The 18,060-nt window shown below is 70.2% G+C and carries 13 protein-coding genes; 11 read left to right on the top strand and 2 right to left on the bottom strand.

Features of this window, described 5'->3' with window-relative positions:
• The first annotated feature begins 171 nt into the window (after positions 1-171).
• The 7 genes from rplM (at position 172) to ACKY0W_RS17280 (ending at position 5,065) form a co-directional block, all read left to right on the top strand.
• The gene (gene rplM, locus ACKY0W_RS17310) at positions 172-615 is read left to right on the top strand and encodes a 50S ribosomal protein L13 (protein WP_046191136.1); all 444 of its coding nucleotides are present in this window, start codon (positions 172-174) and stop codon (positions 613-615) included.
• Entirely contained in the window at positions 612-1,124 is a 513-nt protein-coding gene (gene rpsI / locus ACKY0W_RS17305) for a 30S ribosomal protein S9 (RefSeq protein WP_406757703.1), read from the top strand. Before rplM ends, rpsI begins: the two co-directional genes overlap by 4 nt.
• A gap of 145 nt (positions 1,125-1,269) precedes the next feature.
• The gene (gene glmM / locus ACKY0W_RS17300; protein ID WP_409435080.1) at positions 1,270-2,601 is read left to right on the top strand and encodes a phosphoglucosamine mutase; all 1,332 of its coding nucleotides are present in this window, start codon (positions 1,270-1,272) and stop codon (positions 2,599-2,601) included.
• A 117-nt stretch (positions 2,602-2,718) separates the two neighbouring features.
• A complete protein-coding gene (locus ACKY0W_RS17295; protein ID WP_409435079.1) occupies positions 2,719-3,021 on the top strand; it encodes a type VII secretion target in 303 nt (100 codons plus the stop codon).
• Position 3,022: 1 nt separating this feature from the next.
• Complete coding sequence (locus ACKY0W_RS17290) at positions 3,023-4,342, top strand: hypothetical protein (RefSeq protein ID WP_409435078.1); 1,320 nt, start codon at positions 3,023-3,025, stop codon at positions 4,340-4,342.
• A gap of 67 nt (positions 4,343-4,409) precedes the next feature.
• A complete protein-coding gene (locus tag ACKY0W_RS17285) occupies positions 4,410-4,637 on the top strand; it encodes a CopG family transcriptional regulator (protein WP_409435077.1) in 228 nt (75 codons plus the stop codon).
• Entirely contained in the window at positions 4,634-5,065 is a 432-nt protein-coding gene (locus ACKY0W_RS17280) for a type II toxin-antitoxin system VapC family toxin (protein WP_409435076.1), read from the top strand. Before ACKY0W_RS17285 ends, ACKY0W_RS17280 begins: the two co-directional genes overlap by 4 nt.
• Before the next feature lie 16 nt (positions 5,066-5,081).
• Here ACKY0W_RS17280 and ACKY0W_RS17275 read toward each other — a convergent pair whose 3' ends face one another.
• The gene (locus ACKY0W_RS17275) at positions 5,082-6,905 is read right to left on the bottom strand and encodes a fatty acyl-AMP ligase (RefSeq protein WP_409435075.1); all 1,824 of its coding nucleotides are present in this window, start codon (positions 6,903-6,905) and stop codon (positions 5,082-5,084) included.
• Between the two features lie 56 nt (positions 6,906-6,961).
• Entirely contained in the window at positions 6,962-8,005 is a 1,044-nt protein-coding gene (locus ACKY0W_RS17270) for an LLM class F420-dependent oxidoreductase (RefSeq protein WP_409435074.1), read from the bottom strand.
• A 295-nt stretch (positions 8,006-8,300) separates the two neighbouring features.
• Between ACKY0W_RS17270 and gjpA (ACKY0W_RS17265) the strand changes: the two genes are divergently transcribed.
• From gjpA (ACKY0W_RS17265) to ACKY0W_RS17250, 4 genes are all read left to right on the top strand, one after another.
• Complete coding sequence (gene gjpA, locus ACKY0W_RS17265; protein WP_409435073.1) at positions 8,301-9,431, top strand: outer membrane porin GjpA; 1,131 nt, start codon at positions 8,301-8,303, stop codon at positions 9,429-9,431.
• A 67-nt stretch (positions 9,432-9,498) separates the two neighbouring features.
• Positions 9,499-12,933, top strand: coding sequence for a PGRS repeat-containing protein (locus ACKY0W_RS17260; RefSeq protein WP_409435072.1), 3,435 nt, complete (start codon positions 9,499-9,501; stop codon positions 12,931-12,933).
• Positions 12,934-13,293: 360 nt separating this feature from the next.
• Positions 13,294-14,475 (top strand): outer membrane porin GjpA, encoded by a 1,182-nt coding sequence (gene gjpA, locus ACKY0W_RS17255; protein WP_409435071.1) that lies wholly within the window; start codon positions 13,294-13,296, stop codon positions 14,473-14,475.
• Positions 14,476-14,559: 84 nt separating this feature from the next.
• Positions 14,560-17,943: a PGRS repeat-containing protein gene (locus ACKY0W_RS17250; protein ID WP_409435070.1), complete on the top strand. Its 3,384-nt coding sequence runs from the start codon at positions 14,560-14,562 to the stop codon at positions 17,941-17,943.
• Positions 17,944-18,060: the final 117 nt, after the last annotated feature.

Here is an 18,060-nt window from a genome sequence, read left to right as displayed (position 1 = left end):
CCCGCCGGTAAGCTGCACCGTTGGCGTGCGGTGCCTCCTGGCACAGCGGGTCCTCGGGTCACTGTCGGTCGCCGAGAACCAACGCGTCGACGCCAGACCGGCACCCGGCTCGCACCGGGATCCGCAAGAACCGGGAAACCCCGGCTCGAGTTAAAAGAAGAGGTAAGCGCTGTGCCCACCTATGCGCCGAAGGCGGGTGACACCACGCGTTCGTGGTATGTCATCGACGCCACCGACGTGGTGCTCGGCCGGCTCGCCGTTGCGGCAGCAACCCTGCTGCGCGGCAAGCACAAGCCGACATTCGCGCCGAACGTTGACGGCGGTGACTTCGTCATCATCATCAACGCCGACAAGGTCGCCATCAGCGGCGACAAACTGCAGAAGAAAATGGCTTACCGCCACTCGGGCTACCCGGGCGGGCTGCGCAAGCGCAGCATCGGTGAGCTGATGGAGACCCGTCCCGACCGCGTCGTGGAGAAGGCGATCCTCGGGATGATCCCGCACACCAAGCTGGGGCGTCAGATTCAGCGCAAGCTGCACGTCTACGCCGGGCCGGTGCATCCGCACACCGCCCAGCAGCCGATCCCGTTCGAAATCAAGCAGGTGGCGCAATGACCGAGACGGCATTTGAAGGTACTGAGGCCCACGAGGTCGACGAGGCCCCCGAGGCCATCGTGGTCGAGGAGACCGTAGAGGTGCACGAAGAGGTCGCGCCGGCCTACGAGCCGCACGACCTGGGTCGGCCCATCCAGACCGTCGGCCGCCGCAAGGAGGCCGTGGTGCGGGTGCGTCTGGTGCCCGGCACCGGCAAGTTCAACCTGGACGGACGCACCCTGGAGGCGTACTTCCCGAACAAGGTGCACCAGCAGCTGATCAAGGCTCCGCTGGTCACCGTGGACCGGGTGGACAGCTTCGACGTCTACGCCCACCTCGACGGCGGCGGCCCCTCCGGCCAGGCCGGTGCGCTGCGGCTGGCTCTGGCCCGCGCGCTGATCCTGGTCCAGCCCGAAGACCGTCCGGCGCTGAAGAAGGCCGGCTTCCTGACTCGTGACCCCCGGGCCACCGAGCGCAAGAAGTACGGTCTCAAGAAGGCCCGCAAGGCTCCGCAGTACAGCAAGCGCTGATCTGCGATTGCATTCTGGCAGCGAGTTGGGGGTGCCTTCCGCACGCGGAAGGTGCCCCCGGCTTGCGTTTGAGGGTGCGTGTTCTCGGTCCGATACCGGCGTGTCGGGTCGGGGATACGCGCGCTCGCGGCGATAAAGGATAGTTATGGGTCGACTTTTCGGCACCGACGGCGTTCGCGGGGTTGCCAACCGCGAGCTGACTGCCGAGCTGGCGGTCGCGCTGGGCGGCGCGGCGGCGCAGCGGCTCTCCACCGGTACCGGACGCCGGGTGGCCGTCGTTGGACGCGACCCGCGGGCCAGCGGCGAGATGCTGGAGGCCGCGGTCATCGCCGGGCTGACCAGTCAGGGCGTTGACGCGCTGCGCGCCGGTGTGCTGCCGACCCCGGCGGTGGCCTATCTGACCAGCGCATATGAAGCCGACTTCGGGGTGATGATCTCCGCCTCGCACAACCCGATGCCCGACAACGGCATCAAATTCTTCGGCCCGGGCGGACACAAACTCGACGACGCCACCGAGGACCAGATCGAAGACCTGGTAGCCGCCGGACCGGGCTTGCGCCCGATCGGCGCCGAGCTGGGCCGGGTGGTGGACGCCAAGGATGCGCTGGACTGCTACCTGCGACACCTGGGCGAATCCCATCGCACCCCCTTGGACGGCTTGACCGTGGTGGTGGACTGCGCTCACGGCGCGGCATCGGACGCGGCACCGCGGGCCTACCGGGCCGCCGGTGCCACCGTCATCACGATCAATGCCGAGCCCGACGGGCTCAACATCAACGAGGGGTGCGGCTCGACGCACCTGGAACCCGTGCGCGCCGCGGTGCGGCACCACGGCGCCGACCTGGGCCTGGCACACGACGGGGACGCCGACCGCTGCCTGGCCGTGGATGCCGACGGCAACGTGATCGACGGCGACGCCATCATGGTCGTGCTGGCGCTGGCGATGCGTGATGCCGGTGAACTGTCCGACGACACCCTGGTGGCGACCGTGATGAGCAACCTCGGACTGCACCTGGCGATGCGCGAGGCCGGGGTGACCGTGCACACCACCGATGTCGGCGACCGCTATGTCCTCGAACAGCTGCGGGCCGGCGGATTCACCCTCGGTGGTGAGCAGTCGGGTCACATCGTGCTGCCCCAGGTGGCCACCACCGGCGACGGCATCATCACCGGCCTGCGTCTGATGGCGCGGATGGCGCAGACTCGCACTTCACTGGCCGACCTGGCCGCGGCGATGCGCACGCTGCCGCAGGTGCTGATCAATGTCGAGGTCACTGACAAGGCCGAGGCGGTGGGGCGCCCGACGGTGCGCGACGCGGTGCAGCGTGCCACCGACGAGCTCGGTGATACCGGACGAATCTTGTTGCGCCCGTCGGGAACCGAGCAGCTCGTCCGGGTGATGGTGGAGGCCTCCGACGAGGAGACGGCGCGCCGGATCGCGGCCGACGTCGCCGACGCGGTCCGCACCCGGAACTAAGCCCGGCGGTCCAGCGCGGCTCGACGGAGGAGAGGCGAAGCTGGGACCGCCGAATGAACCCGACGAATCTCGGCGAACCCGGGGGAACCCCTCGAGCGCTGTCAGCGTCAAACCCGTATGGGACGACAACAGCTCTACATCAAGGACTCCGCATTGCGCTCGGTGGCCGACCGCTTCGATTCCACCGCGGCGGCTATCGATATGGCTTCCCGTATCCGGTTGGGCGGGTTGACATTCGATGGCGGCACTGCCGGGCGCGACCATGTCGGGGCAGGGGAAGCACTGCGCCGCGCCGTACAGGCCTGGTCGCCCGAGCTGATGCGCTGGTCGCGGGCCACCAGTGAGGTCGCGACGGCACTGCGGGCTGCGCTGGCGCGCTACGGGCAGGCCGAGGCCGCTTCTGCCGTGCGAGTGGGCTGAGGTGGCCCTGCGATATGACGTGTCCGCACGGCTGGCCGAGGGGCGCGAGGCGGTCGCGCACACTCAGACCTACGTGGCGGCCTGCCACCGGCGGGGATACCGGGATCCGGAGCTCACCGGCTACGACGCTCAGCTCGCCGACCGGTACGACAGTGAAGCCGGCCTGGACCTGCGGTCGCTCGATGATGACTGCGCCGCGCTGAACGCACTGGCCGATGCCGCCGACGACGCACTGCGCGCCCAACGACAGCAACTGGTCGAGCTGGACAATGCCTGGCGGGGGTCGGGCGCCGACGCCGCCATGGAATTTCTGCGCCAGCACTGCGACGCCGCAGCACAGCTGACGGACCGGCTGCGTGCCGCGGCCGCGGGCTGTGGTGCGCTGCGTGATGAGCTGTGGCGGTTGATCGACACCAAGGTCGCCGCGGTGGTGGCCGTCGATGAGCGGGTGGGTGCGCACCGGCCCTCCTGGCTGGCGGCAGCCCACGCGGTGAGCTCTGGCGCCAACGACGAGCGTGCTGCCGAGGTGGTGGAGACGCAAGTGATGCCCTACGTGGACAACGATGTTCGCGGCGAGTGGGTGGCGGCCGTCCGGTCGGCGCAGGACGGGTGTGCCGCGGCCTACAGCGCCGCGGTCGCGGCAGCCGAACCCGGGGCGGGTGTGGTGTTCGCGATTCCGGGGGATCTCGGACCGGTGCTCGAGCCCGACGTGGCGGTGCCCGCCGTGCCGGTCCCGGTTGCGCCGATCGCCGGCCCCGTCGATGGTCCGCCGGTCCAGACGGCAGCGGTTGCGCCGGATCCACCGGCCCAGCCGGCGAGCGACCCGGCGCCCGCAGGACCACTTGCGGGGCAGCCGGGTGATCTGGGGCCGCCCGGAGCGCTCGGCCTGCCCAGCGACTGGGGTTTGCCGTCGGCGGGACTGCCGGGCGGCGCGGGTGGTGGGCTCGGCGGACTCGCGGGCCTGGGCGGGCTGATCCCGCGGCTTGCCGATGCGCTCGGCGAGCCCGGCGTCGGGGAGCCGTTCGACGAGCCGTTCGATGATCACCCCCGGGTCGACGCCGACCCCACAGACTCCGATGATCCCGCCGATTCCGAGCCGGACGCCGAACCGGCGGCGGAGACCGCTGAGGAGCCTGACGCCGAGGACCCCGCCGGCGACGTGCCGGTCGGCGATGCCGCACCGGAGCCGGCGCCGGCCGCCGGGGACTTCGAACCCGTAGTCGACACCGGCGACAGCGAGGACGAACAGTCGACGGGCGTCATCCCACCGAAGACTCCGTGCGAGACCGCCGCCGAAGAATTGCCGCAGGTGGGGGAATGATCCAAGGGATTTGCATCATGATGCGAGACCTGCCGCATCATGATGCGCCGCGCGTATGATGCTCGAGGTGAGAACCACCGTGGTGATCGATAGCGATGTCGCTGCCGAGGTCGAGCGACTTCGACGGCAGGGCCTGGGTATCAGCGAGGCGCTGAACCTGCTTGCCCGCCGCGGCATCGCCGCACAGGCCAGTGCCCCCGGGTCTCGATACGTTCATCGCACCGCGCCGATCGGCCTGAAGGTCGATGTCACCAACGTGGCCGAGGTGCTCGACCTACTCGATGACGACCGATGATTGTCGACGCGAACCTCCTGCTGTACGCCGTCGACGCCGAGAGTAAGCACAATCCGGTGGCCGCGGCGTGGCTGGAAGAAGCGTTGAACGGCCCCAACCGGGTTGGTCTGCCATGGCAGACCATCGGTGCGTTCTTGCGGATCGTCACACACCCCAGGGTGGCTGCCAACCCATTGACCGGGCCTGAAGCGTGGACGTACGTTGCGGACTGGTTAGCAGTCCCGGTGGTGTGGATCCCGCCCGCCACCGAATCGACGGCACAGGCATACGCGAAGATCTGTACGCAGGTCGATGTCACCGGCAATCTGGTACCGGATGCCCAGCTTGCTGCCCTCGCGATCGAGCATGGCGTCGAACTCGCCTCTGCCGACTCCGATTTTCAGCGATTTCCCGGCCTGCGCTGGATCAACCCGCTGACTTCCGGCTAGGTGCCCGGCGCGTCGTTCAGCTCGGGCGGACTCCCCAGGACTGTAGCGTCGAGACGATCTTGGCCGCCGCCTCCAGCTCTTCCAGCGACAGCTCTCGGGTAGGCGTACGCCACTCGGCGACGGTCGCCAGCTTGCCCTCGACGAAGTTCTGCTTGGACTGGCCGCGCTGGATCTTGCCGCTCGAGGTGGTGGGCAGTGACACGTGATGCACCAGCACTACCGCGTCGGCCGCGATCCCGTGATGGGTGGCGACCGCCAGCCGAATCGCCTCGATGACGGCGTCGAGGTCGGTCTCAGCGGCCCGCGCACTGTCCACTTCGCTCACGACGACAAGCTGTTCGACGCCACCGGGCGGCGCGTCGGTGGCGAAGACCGCCCCGCGTCCCGACACCAGTACTGGGTCGCATTGCTGCACGGTGAACTCAATGTCGTTGGGGTAGTAGTTGTGACCATCGATGGTGATCAGGTCCTTGCATCGTCCGGTGGTGAAAATCTCACCGGCACAAAGGAATCCAAGGTCTCCAGTACGCAGGAACGGGCCGCGGGTCGTCTCGCCCGGCTCGGCCAGCACCGCCCCGAACGTCGCCGCTGTCTCCTCTGGCCTGTTCCAATAGCCCTGCGCGACATTGGGTCCGGCGACCCAGATCTCGCCGACCTCGTCGGGACGGCAGGGCTGGCGGGTCACCGGGTCGACGATCGCGATGTCGGCTTGTCGTGGCTGACCGCAGCCCACGAACGTCGCGGCGGCGGGGTCATCGGGCGCCACGTCGACGATGCGGTCCTGCTCCAGCGCGACCCGGTCGAGGTAGCGCACCCCGGGCACCCCGGCGGGCGATCCGGACGCCACACACAGGGTGGCCTCGGCCAACCCGTACACCGGATAGCACGACGAGAGCTGGAAACCCGCGGGCGCGAAGGCGTCGGCGAACGCCGCCAGCGAGGTGGCGCGCACCGATTCGGCGCCGTTCATCGCCACGGTCATGCAGGAAAGGTCCAGTGCGGCGCGCTCTTCGGGAGTGCTGGTCTCCACGCACCGGTCGTAGGCGAAGTTCGGTGCGGCGGTGATCACGCCGCGATGCGCCGACACCAGTTCCAGCCAGCGCATCGGGCGCTTGATGAACGCCGTCGGCGACATCAGCGCCGTGCTGGCCCCGATGTAGATCATGGACAAGATTCCGCCGATCAAACCCAGGTCGTGGTGCGGTGGCAGCCAGAACACGCCCTTGGCATTCTCGTCGCCGTTCCACGACTGACGGATGGCATCGCAGTTGTGCAGGATGTTGCCGTGGCTCAGCAGCACGCCCTTGGGGGAGCGGGTCGAGCCCGACGTGTACTGGATGGCGGCCGGGGAGTTGATGTCGATATCGGGAGCGACCCAGGTGTCGGGGTCGGCGCCGGCATCGGTGAAGAACCACTGCTCGGGTTCCCCGGGAATCCCGGCGACCGCGGCCCGAGTGTCCTGGCTCTTCTCCGCGGCGGTGAGCGCGAACCGGGCCTGGGCGTCGGGGACGACGACCTGCAGGCGCGGCGCCAGCTTCTGGTGCACCGGCACTGCCACGGCACCCGCGTACAGGCAGCCGAAGAACCCGGCGATGAAGTCCAGGCCCGGCCGCACCAGCACCAGCACCCGTTCGCCGGTGACGTCGTAGCGCTGCAGGTTTGCCGCGATGGCCCGGGCGCGACGGTCCAGCTCACTGAAGGTCAGCTCGCTGCGGCCCTCGGCGTCGCCGTTGTAGGAGAAGCTGAAGGCAACCTTGTCACCGAACCGCTCGGCTTGCCGCCGTAGCAGCTGTACCAGGGTTTCTGCAATGGGGGTGGTCACGGTGGGCGTGAATTCCATGGGCCCATCTTGGCGTGCGGGGTGTTCTGGACCACACCCGGCCCCCGCGCACTGAGTCAGGCCGGCAGCAGGGCGCGCAACTCTTCGACGTAGCGCAGCGCTTCGTCGGCCCCGGTGGCCAGCGGACCGACCAGCAGTGTCGTCACGCCGGCCTCCGCGTAGGCAGCCAACCTTTCGGCCACCAGACCGCGCGGCCCGACCAACGATGTGTTGCGCACCAGCTCATCGGGAACCGCGTCGATCGCCTCGGCCTTGCGTCCGGACAGGTAAAGCTCCTGGATGTGGTTGGCGACGTCGCCGAAGCCGTACCGGGTGGCCAGATTGTGGTAGAAATTGCGGCCTTTGGCACCCATTCCGCCGATGTACAGGGCCAGCTGCGGTTTCACCCAAGCCAGCCGGTCCTCGACGTCGTCGCCGATAGCCAGCGACGCCCCCACGATGACGTCGAGCGGGCCTAACGCCGGATCACGCTTGGCCGCACCGGCTTTCAGGGACGGTCCCCACACGTCATCGGCCCGTTCCGGGTAGAAGAACACCGGCTGCCAACCGTCGGCGATCTCCGCGGTCAGTTCGACGTTCTTGGGCCCCAACGCGGCGATCGAGATCGGAATCCGCTCGCGCACGGGGTGATTGATCAACTGCAATGACTTGCCCAGGCCGGTTCCGCGCTCCGCCGGAAGGGGCATTTGGTAGTGCTTCCCGTCGTAGCTGAGGCGTTCGCGGCGCCACACCGCCCGGCAGATCTCCACGACCTCTCGAGTACGGCCCAGCGGGGCGTCGAACGGCACCCCGTGGAAGCCCTCCACCACCTGCGGCCCGGACGTGCCCAGCCCCAGGGCGAACCGGCCGTCGGACACGTAGTCCAAGCCGGCGGCCGTCATCGCCAGCAGGGCAGGCGTTCGGGTGTAGATGGGCAGAACGCCAGTCAGGAGCTCGACACGCGACGTCTTGGCCGCCAGGTAGCCCAGCTGGCTGATGGCGTCGAACGAGTAGGCCTCGGCGACCGAGACCACGTCGATCCCGACTCGCTCCAGCGCGACAACCTGCTCGACCGCTTCCTTGAACCCACTCGCATAGGCCAGCTGTACACCGATCCGCACTTAACAGAGATACCACGACGCTCCTTAGCGCAACAGCCTGAGTGGTGCGCGATATCGGCAACAAGTCCACCGATTGGTCTCAGGTTTTACTTACGGTTAACCAGGCAAGTTAAGGCGTGTACTGGGAACAAGCTCCGAAAACACTGGAAAAACATCTAACGAATTTGCTTGCCTCTAAGGTTACTCACCGGTAGTGTCGCCTTTCACATCTGTGGACAAATGTGACCGCAGACGCAATACGGCGGCGTCACGGCCTTCGAGGCGCTGGTCAAGGGCGGTACCCAACAACAAGGAGATGGCTGTGCAACAAACCCTTCGTCCCTACGTCACCGCCGCCGGCGTCGCGATCGTGGGCGCAAGCCTGATCGCAGCCACCCCGGCCGCGATGTCGCCGCCGAACATCAGCACGGCGCGTGATGTGGCGCTGACCGCGAACAGTGCATGGGACGAGGTGTTCAACGCCGCGCAGCAGAACCTGACCCAGATGCTGAACAACTACTACCTGGCTCCGGGGATCGCGTTTCAGCAGTTCATCGCCAACCAGAACGACTACGCCCAGCAGTTGCTCGACGACCCGGCGAACATCACCGCAGTCACCGAGCAGATCCGCCACAACCTCGACGCCGTGCTGACCGGGTACACCCTGAGCAATCCCAGCGAGGAAACCCTCAACATCGTGCTCAGCCACACCTTGGCGGCCGGCAATTCGGCGGACTTCACGTTCGGCTGGTACGACCTGTTCGCGGGCCCCTTGGCGTCGATTGCGGGTGGAATGTTCCCGGCGGATCTCATTCCGATCATCCACTTTTTGTCCTCGCCCTTGAGCGGCATCATCATGGGCTCACTGGGCCCGGCGATTGCCCCGTGGGTCGCGCTGCTCAACAGCATCAGCGACCACGACGGCATCTCCGAGACATTGGCCAACATGTTCGGGGCCTCGCTCAACGGCGCCACCCTCAACCTGGACAGCCTGCTGCCGATGATCAATGAAGTCGCCGGTGGCATGCTGCCGGCCGGCATGGGGATCGGCCACTTGGACATCGCGTTCGGCGGGCTGCTCAGCGCCGGTCATGTGGCCATCGACCCCTACCAGGTGCTCGGCGCCAACGGCGAGGTCATCGCCGAGACGCCCGCGGTGGGCGGCTCGATCCTCAACAGCGTCGGCATCGACCTCACCGGTGTTCCGATTCTGGGGAGCATCAGCATCGACAGCAACGCGGTCGGCCCGATCGGCGCGATCCTGGGTCTCGGTCAGACCGTCGGTGCGCTGTTGGGTTCCGGTTGGGACGGCAAGGGCGCGGTGCCGGTCACCCCGCCGCTGGCCGGCACCGACCTGCCGCTGATCCCCGACCTCGACGACGGCGGTGCCGGTGGCGCTGCGGCTACCGACTGGTTCGCCGACCTGGTGGCGGGGCTGGGTCTGTAACCACCGCCGGACATAGATCACCCGAAACCTGCTATCCCCAAACGACTTTCACACGAGAGGTATTCGCATGACTCAAGGCAAGACCGCATCGCGGCACCGCAACCGCATGATCGGCACCGGCAGCGCCGTGGCGGCGTTTCTGGCGTTCGGCATGACGCCGTTGGCGCCGGCGCCGGCTGCTTCGGCTGATTTTGAGGATCTGTTCAGTTTCGATTGGTTGGTCCCGACGGCCGCCGATGTCGACGTTCCTGGCTCGGCGGACGCGTTCGATATGTCGGCGATGTTCGGTGATTTCAACGTGGCCACGTTGTTTGATCAGATGTTCTACAGCCCGTTGCACATGCTGACGGAGTACTGGATCAACAACCCGCTTGGTGAGATGGTCAACGGCGCCATCAACACCATCTCGGGGCAGTACCTGATCGGTGACGGTATCGATGGGACCGCGGAGAACCCCGATGGTGGCCATGGTGGGCTGTGGTTCGGTGATGGTGGTGCCGGTTGGAACAGTGATGTGGCCGGGGTTGTCGGTGGCAACGGTGGTAACGCGATCGGCTTCGGCAACGGCGGCGATGGCGGTGACGGCGGTGCGGGTGCGGCCGGCGGCAACGGTGGCATCGGTGGGGTCTGGATGGGCCACGGCGGCGACGGCGGCGCCGGCGGTGACGCCGTGGGCCTGGCCGCCAACGGCAACGGTCTGATGGGCGGCGCCGGCGGTGACGGTGGTGCGGCCATGGCCTGGATGTTCGGCAACGGCGGCGCCGGCGGTGCCGGCGGCCATGGTTCGGGCGGTGCGCAGGGCAGCTTCGCCAATGGCGGCACCGGCAACGGCGGAATCGGCGGGAACGGCGGTGCCGGCGGTGCCGGCGGGGTCTCGGGCTACCTGTTCGGCAACGGCGGTAGCGGTGGCGCCGGCGGAATCGCCGGCAACAGTGGCGACGGCGCCGCGGGCACCGCCGACCACCACAACGGTGGTAACGGAGGCTCGGCCTCGTTCAACCAGGGCTTGGGAGGTGCGGGCGGCGCGGCCGGTGCCCGCGGCTCCAACTTCTACAACTCCCCGCTCCTCGGTGCGGCCGGCCAGGTCGGCGACGGCGGCGACGGCGGTGTCGGTGGCAACGGCGGCGCGGGCTTCAAGGACGCCACCGGCACCTTCCTCGGTGACGGGGGTAGGGCCGGCCTCGGTGGTTTCGGTGGTAACGGCAACATCGGTGGCAATGGCGGCAACGGCGGCAACGGCGCCGAAGGCATCAACGGCGGCGGCGGCGGTCAGGGCGGTCAGGGCGGCTCGTCCGTCGGTGGCAACGCCGGTGGCACCGGTGGAAACGGTGGTGTCGGCGGTAACGCCACCGGTGCTGTCGGGGTAACCGGCACGGCCGGCGACGGTGGTCGCGGCGGCACCGGCGGCGCTAGTGAGACAGGTGCCGGTGGTGCCGGTGGCAACGCCGGTGCGGCCGGCAACGGCGCCACCGGCGACGCCACCATCAAGACCGTCGGTGGTAGCGGCGGTGCCGGCGGCGGCGGCGGTGCGGGCCTGACCGGCGGCAACGGCGGTAACGGCACCGTGGGTGGCACCGGCACCTTCAAGGGCGGCGCCGGCGGCTTCGGCGGTACCGGCGGCGGCACCATCACCGGCGGCACCGGTGGCAACGGGGGTAACGGTGGTGCCGGCGGCACCAGCACCGGCTGGAAGGCCGCCGACGGCACCATCTACAGCCAAGGCGGCAACGGTGGTGCCGGTGGCAGCGGCGGTGGAGTCTCGGGCGTGCTGATCGGTGCCTCCGGCGTCGGCGGCAACGGTGGTGCCGGCGGTGACGGCGGGGCCGGTGCCTCCGGCGCCGGTGTGGTCAGCGTGGGCGGTAACGGTGGCAACGGCGGCAGCGGTGCGGATGGTTACGGCGAGCAGGTCGGGGGCACCGGCGGTGCCGCCGGTAACGGTGCTGACGGCACCGCGTCCGGCGGCAACGGCGGCGTCGGCGGCAAGGGCGGCGACGCCGAGCGCGGGCCCGCCGGAGTCGGCGGGGCGGGCGGCAACGGCGGCGACAGCGGCGGCGTGCAAACCACCGTCGGCAACCCTGCCGGCTTCGGGACCAGCCACGCCGGTAACGGCGGTAACGGTGGCATCGGCGGCAGCGGCAACGGCAACAGCGGCGTCGGTGGCGTCGGTGGCAACGGCGGCAACGGCGCCGGCGACGTCAACGGCGGAAACGGTGGCACTGGCGGCGTCGGCGGCGCGGGTGCGGGCGGCGCTGTCGGGTCGACCACGAATGGCGCCTTGACCGGCACCGGCGGTACTACCCCCGGCGGCGTTGGCGGCGACGGCACCAACGCCGCCGCTGGCGGCAAGGGCGGCAACGGCGGTACCTCGGAGAACGGGATCGGCGGCAACGCCGGCAGGGGCGGTGCCGGTGGCCGCGGTGGGGCGGGTGGCGACGGCGGTGCCGGCGGCAACGACCCGACCACTGGCGTTGGTCTGGCCGGCGGCACTGGCGGCAACGGTGGGCTCGGCGGGGCAGGCGGTGCTGCCGGTACCGCCGGGCACGGCGGGGCCGGTAACGGTGCCACCGCCACCGACGGTGACGGCGGCCTCGGCGGCTTCGGCGGCCAGGGTGGCGCAGGCGGCAACGGCGCCGCGGGCACCAGCTCGGCGACTGCGGCCGGCGGTAACGGCCAGGCCGGCGGCGCCGGCGGTCAGGGCGGCAACGGTGCTGCCGGCGGCACGTCGGGCACCGGCAACGGTGGCGGTGGCGGCGCTGGCGGTCAGGGCGGCAAGGCCGGCGACGGGGGAGCCGGCGGGGCCGGCGGCGTCGACGCCAACGGCAACGGGCTGGCCGGCGGTAACGGTGGTGCCGGTGGCGTCGGCGGCCACAGCGGCACCGGCGGCGCGGGTGGTGCCAGCACCAGTGGCACCGCCGGCACCACCGGCACCGACCTGTTCGGTGGCGCGGGCGGCGCGGGCGGTGCCGGCGGGGCCGGCGGCAATGGCACCGATGGTGCCAGCGTGCCTACCAAGCCAGGCGACGACGGCGGTAACGGCGGGGCCGGCGGCACGGGCGGCACTGGCGGGGCCGGTGGCGGTTCCACCGCCAACTCCGGCGGCGCCGGCGGCGCGGCCGGCGCTGGCGGCCACGGTGGCACCGGCGGTGACGGCGGGACCGGCAGCGCCGGGTCCGGCGCCAATGGCAATGGCCTGGACGGTGGCGCGGGAGGTGACGGCGGTAAGGGCGGCAGCGCCGGGACCGGCGGCAACGGCGGTTCGAGCACCAGCGGCACCGACGGCCGTGGCGGTGCCGGCGCCAACGGAGGCGGCGGCGGTAACGGCGGTAACGGGGGTAACGGCGGCGACGCGGCCGGCACCGGCACGCCCGGCGACGGGGGCTCGGGCGGCACGCTGGGGACCGGTGGTGCGCCCGGTGCGGGCGGCACCGGTACCCCCGACGGCAGCCCCGGCACCTCGGGTGCCGACGGCACCGCCGGCACCCCGGGCAATCCCGGCAGCTAGTTACATCACCTCGCGGTCGCCGGGTCCCTCACCAGGGGCCCGGCGACCGCGTCGTTTTCGGGGCTGATCAGGGATTCGCACACGCCATTCACCTAGGTTTGTTGTGAATATGCGCCATGCCCAGAACAGGGCGACCGTCCACTCTCAGGCGAAAATTATGCAGGATCACGAGATACCGCAAAGTTAACGCCTGTGAGCTTTGAAAACTCAAGAAGAATGTTTGACGAAGATGCTTGTGTCTTATGTTCTTCACGGTTAGTGTTCTGTTTCACATCAGTGAATAAGTGTGAATCCAGGAGCAACACGGCGGCGCCATGACCTCTCCATGCGCTTGCCGAGGGCGGCACCTCACCTAAGGAGATGGCTGTGCAGAAATCCCTTCGCCCCTACGCCACCACCGGTATCGCGATTGTGGGCGCCAGCCTCGTCGCCGTCGCCCCGGCCGCCGTGACGGCGCCGGATGTGCACGTCGGGCGCGATATCGCACTCACCAGCGTCCTGACCGACGCGATGGCGCCGTGGATCGAGCAGTACAACATCGCGGCGCAGAACGCCACGGTGCTCGCCAACAACTTCAGCGTCGCACCGTTCGTGGCGCTCCAGCAGTTCATCGCCAACCAGTACGCGGCCTTCCAAGAGGTCCTCAGCGACCCGTCGAAGATCCCCGACGTGGTCAACGAGATGCAGGAACACCTGCGCGCAGTGAGCAATGGCTACACCCTGCTCAATGTTGCCGGGGATGACCCGATCGCAGCTACCACGATTCTGCACACCCTCAGTGGGGGTGCCGACCTCGGCACCTTCACCCTCGGCCACTCCCTGCTCTTCGGTCTCCTGCCTCAACTGTTGCCGGCCTTCTTGCCCCCCGGTACCGACGTCGAACCGATTAACGCGATCATCAACTTCATCTCCTCACCGATGAGCGGCATGATCATGGGCATGCTGGGGCCCGGGCTGAGCCCCCTGGTTGCGCTGATGAACAGCATCTCCGACGGCGACGGCCTGAACGAGATCCTGGCCAATATGACCGGCGCCTTCTTCAATGGCGCCACCCTCGACCTCGGCTTCATCCTGCCGCTGCTTGACGGTGTGGTGCCGCCGGGCACCATCTCGCATCTGGATTTCGCGTTCGGAGGCCTGCTTTCCCCCGGCTCGGTGGCCAACGCCGATTACACCTACTACGACTCCGCCGGAAACATCGTCGACTCAGTGCCCGCGGTCGGCGGATCGATCTTCAACAGTGTCGGCCTAGCCATCGACGCTTCGGGGTTTCTGGGGACACCGCTCACGCTTACCGTTCTAAGCCAGGGGGTAGGCCCGATCGGCGCCATCATGGGTTGGGAGCAGGCCATCGCGGGATTGCTGGGTGGCGATGCCTGGAACTGGGACGGCAAGAACCCTGGCCAACCGCCAGTGGAGCCGCCGCTGTCCGGATTCTCCTTCCCCGTCGTCCCCTCTGACTTCTTCGATGACGGCGGTACCGGCGGGGCGGAAGCGGGCGATTGGACGTCCATCCTCGACGCCTTGGGCCTGGGCCTTTAATCCCGTACAGCCAGCACGTCGCATGACCCGAACTGAGAAGTCACAACCGCTCAACAGGACTGTTCACACGAGAGGTGTTCGAAAATGAATCGTCGTCACACCAGCAGCCAGCGTGGCCCTCAGCCCGGGACCCGACTGCGGTACCGCAACCGAGCGGCCGGCGCCGGCAGCGCGGTCGCCGCGTTCCTGGCGTTCGGCATGGCCCCGTTGGCGTCCGCGCCCGCGGCGCAGGCCGACTTCGAAGATCTGTTCAACTTCGATTGGCTCAACGACATGTTCCAGTCCGACGCCCAGCCGGCGGACTTCAACTTCAACTTCGAACCCATGCCCGCGGCCGACTTCGGTACGGACCTGCTCACCAACCTCCTCTACAACCCGCTCCACATGGTGATGGAATTCTGGATCAACAACCCGTTGGGCGAGTTCGTCAACGGTGCCATCAACGACATGTCCGGGCTGTATCTGATCGGTGACGGTGCAGATGGGACGGCGCTGAATCCCGATGGTGGCGACGGCGGCCTCTGGTTCGGTGACGGCGGTGCCGGCTGGACCAGCGACGCGGCCGGTGTTGCCGGCGGCAACGGCGGCAGCGCGCTCGGCTGGATCGGTAACGGTGGTGACGGCGGCGCCGGTGGAGCCGGTGCGGCTGGCGGTGATGGTGGCTCCGGTGGCTGGTTCATGGGCCTGGGCGGTGACGGCGGTGCCGGCGGCAGTGCCATCACTGCCGGCTTTGCTGGCGGCGCCGGCGGTGACGGCGGTGCCGCGGTGGCCTGGTTCCTCGGCACAGGCGGAAATGGCGGTGCAGGCGGCGACGGCAGCAATGGCGCGGCCGGCACCTGGGCCAACGGCGGCAGCGGCACTGGCGGCACGGGCGGTAGCGCTGGCGTCGGCGGTACCGGCGGCCGCAGCGGGTACACATTCGGCGCCGGCGGCAACGGCGGCGCGGCCGGCACTGCAGGCAACGGCGGCGCGGCCGCTGACGGTGACGCCACCCACCTAAACGGGGGTACCGGTGGCAACGGTGGCGCCGGCGCCGCCGGTGGCGCCGGCGGTGAGAAGTTCAACGGCTCCCTCGGCGGGCCCGGCCAACTCGGCGCCAGTTCGGCTGGTGGTAACGGTGCCGCTGGCGGTGACGCGGCCAAGGACGGCAGCGGTGCCTTCCTCGGCAACGGCGGTAACGGCGGCTCGGGCGGTCAAGGCGGTGGCCCCAACTACGGGGCGACGGCCGGCGCCGGAGCGGACGGCGGTGATGGCGCGGCCGGCGGTGACGGGATCAACGGCGGCGCCGGCGGTAGTGGCGGTAGTGGCGGTATGGGCTTCGGGACTGACACCGGGGGTAACGGCGGTGCCGGCGGTGCCGGTGGTGCCGCGACCGGTTCCGCACTAACTCCCGGCGTCGGCGGGGCCGGCGGTCAGGGCGGCTTCGGCGGTAGCGGCAACGGCACAGGGGCAGCAGGTAACGGCGGTAACGGCGGTGCCGGTGGTGCCGGTGCCACCAACAATGCCAACGTGCAGACCACCGGTGGAGCAGGCGGCGCCGGCGGCACCGGCGGCTTTGGCAGCAAGGGCCTCGGCGGCGCCGGCGGTAACGGTGGTGGCGGTGGTACAGGTACCTTCGCCGGCGGCAATGGCGGTGGCGGCGGCAACGGTCAGTATGCCGGTTCCGCCGGCGGCAACGGTGGCGCCGGCGGCAACGCCACCGGCTGGAACAACGGCACCGGTGTCTACAGCAAGGGTGGCAACGGCGGTGCCGGTGGCTACGGCAGCGGTGGGTCTGGCCTCACTGGCTTTAACGGCGGTAACGGCGGTGCCGGTGGTGCCGGCGGTGCGGGCGCGGCCACCGGCGTCAGCGTGGGTGGCAACGGCGGTGCGGGTGGTTTCGGTGGCGCCGGCGGGGCCGGACTCACCGGCGGTTCCACGAACGGCGGTAACGGCGGTGCAGGCGGTGCCGGCGGCAGCGGCACGGTCATCGGCGGTAACGGCGGTGCCGGCGGGAATGCCGGTGACCCGGGAGGTACTGCAGGTAACGGCGGTAACGGCGGCGCGAGCAGCGGCAGCGCGGCGGCGCCGGTCGGCAACCCCCTCGGCATCGCGGCGGGCGACGGCCACGGTGGTAACGGCGGTGACGGCGGGGCCGGCGGCGGCCAGGGCGGTAACGGCGGCGCCGCTACCGGCACGGCCGACGGCGGTAATGGCGGTAACGGTGGTGCCGGCACGGCCGGAGCGGCCGGCGCCGCTGGCACCGCGCTTGCCGGCGCAGCCGGTGGTAACGGCGGTGACGGCTCGGCCGGCAGTGCCGGAGGCAAGGGTGGTGCCGGCGGTACCGCGACCACCGGTGACGGTGGTAAGGGCGGCAACGGCGGTGTCGGCGGCATCGGTGGTCACGGTGGGGCAGGCGGCGCCGGCGGCACTGATGCCAGTGGCAACGGCCTGGCCGGCGGTAACGGCGGCAAGGGTGGTGCCGGTGGCGACGGCGGCGCCGCGGGCGCGGGCGGCGTGAGCACCAGCGGTACTAGCGGTGCTGCCGGAACCGTTGGGCTCGACGGCGGTGGCGGTGCCGGTGGTGCCGGCGGTAACGGCGGGGCCGGATCTGCCGGCACTGACGGCGCCAGCTCGGCGAGCGCGGCCGGCGGCAACGGGACCAACGGCGGCAACGGCGGCAGCGCTGGCAACGGCGGGGCGGGCGGTACCTCGGGCACCGGGGCCGCCGGCAGCGGCGGAGTCGGTGGCACCGGCGGGGCCGGCGGCGCGGGCGGCAACGGCGGGGCCGGTGGCACCGGCCAGGACGGCGGAAATGCCGGCAATGGCGGCATCGGCGGCAAGGCCGGGGTCGGCGGTGCGGCCGGTACCAGCACTAGCGGACCGGCCGGAACCGTCGGGGGCGACGGCACCGGTGGAGCCGGCGGGGCCGGCGGCAACGGCGGGACGGGCGGTGCCGGTGCGGCCGGCACCAACAACTCGAACGCGGCCGGCGGCAACGGCAGTGCGGCCGGCGATGGCGGCAACGGCGGGAAGGGCGGTGCCGGTGGCACCTCCGTCGACGGTCACGGCGGCGCCGGTGGCGCCGGTGGCCTTGCCGGCGCGGGTGGTGCCGGAGGCAACGGCGGCACCGGCGGTACCAACGCCACCGGCGACGGCTTTGACGGTGGCAACGGCGGGGTCGGCGGCACCGGCGGTCAGGGCGGCGTCGGCGGGGCGGGCGGCAGCGGCGCCACGGCCGGTAGCGACGGTGCTGACCGGGTCGGCGGATCTGGTGGTCACGGCGGGGCCGGCGGTAAGGGCGGTACCGCTCAGGGCGCTGGCAACACCGGCGGCGACGGCGGCGATGGCGCCAACGGGGGCAACGGTGGCACCCCGGGTGGTCCCGGCGGGGCCGGTGGGGCAGCCGGTACCGGCGGCACCGGAACCGGCGGTGCCGGCAATGGCGCCCCCGGTACCCCGGGCACCGACGGGGCGCCCGGCGCCTAGCCGACAGCTGAACGCGACCACGGTCGCCGGGTCCATCACGGGCTCGGCGACCGTGGTCGTTTTGCTGTCGTTTTCGCGTTCCCTCCGCGCGAGCGCGCGTGCCCCCATACGACTCGA

The sequence above is a fragment of the Mycobacterium sp. SMC-14 genome (assembly GCF_046250075.1).
GTDB lineage: Bacteria > Actinomycetota > Actinomycetes > Mycobacteriales > Mycobacteriaceae > Mycobacterium.
This window is presented reverse-complemented; position numbering and strand designations above follow the sequence as displayed.

What these genes read in the sequence shown, in the direction of transcription:
- rpsI (WP_406757703.1), top strand. Translation starts at nt 612, where the DNA reads ATGACCGAGACGGCATTTGAAGGTACTGAGGCCCACGAGGTCGACGAG.
- glmM (WP_409435080.1), top strand. Translation starts at nt 1,270, where the DNA reads ATGGGTCGACTTTTCGGCACCGACGGCGTTCGCGGGGTTGCCAACCGC.
- ACKY0W_RS17295 (WP_409435079.1), top strand. Translation starts at nt 2,719, where the DNA reads ATGGGACGACAACAGCTCTACATCAAGGACTCCGCATTGCGCTCGGTG.
- ACKY0W_RS17280 (WP_409435076.1), top strand. Translation starts at nt 4,634, where the DNA reads ATGATTGTCGACGCGAACCTCCTGCTGTACGCCGTCGACGCCGAGAGT.
- ACKY0W_RS17275 (WP_409435075.1), bottom strand. Translation starts at nt 6,905, where the DNA reads ATGGAATTCACGCCCACCGTGACCACCCCCATTGCAGAAACCCTGGTA.
- gjpA (WP_409435073.1), top strand. Translation starts at nt 8,301, where the DNA reads ATGGCTGTGCAACAAACCCTTCGTCCCTACGTCACCGCCGCCGGCGTC.
- ACKY0W_RS17260 (WP_409435072.1), top strand. Translation starts at nt 9,499, where the DNA reads ATGACTCAAGGCAAGACCGCATCGCGGCACCGCAACCGCATGATCGGC.
- gjpA (WP_409435071.1), top strand. Translation starts at nt 13,294, where the DNA reads ATGGCTGTGCAGAAATCCCTTCGCCCCTACGCCACCACCGGTATCGCG.
- ACKY0W_RS17250 (WP_409435070.1), top strand. Translation starts at nt 14,560, where the DNA reads ATGAATCGTCGTCACACCAGCAGCCAGCGTGGCCCTCAGCCCGGGACC.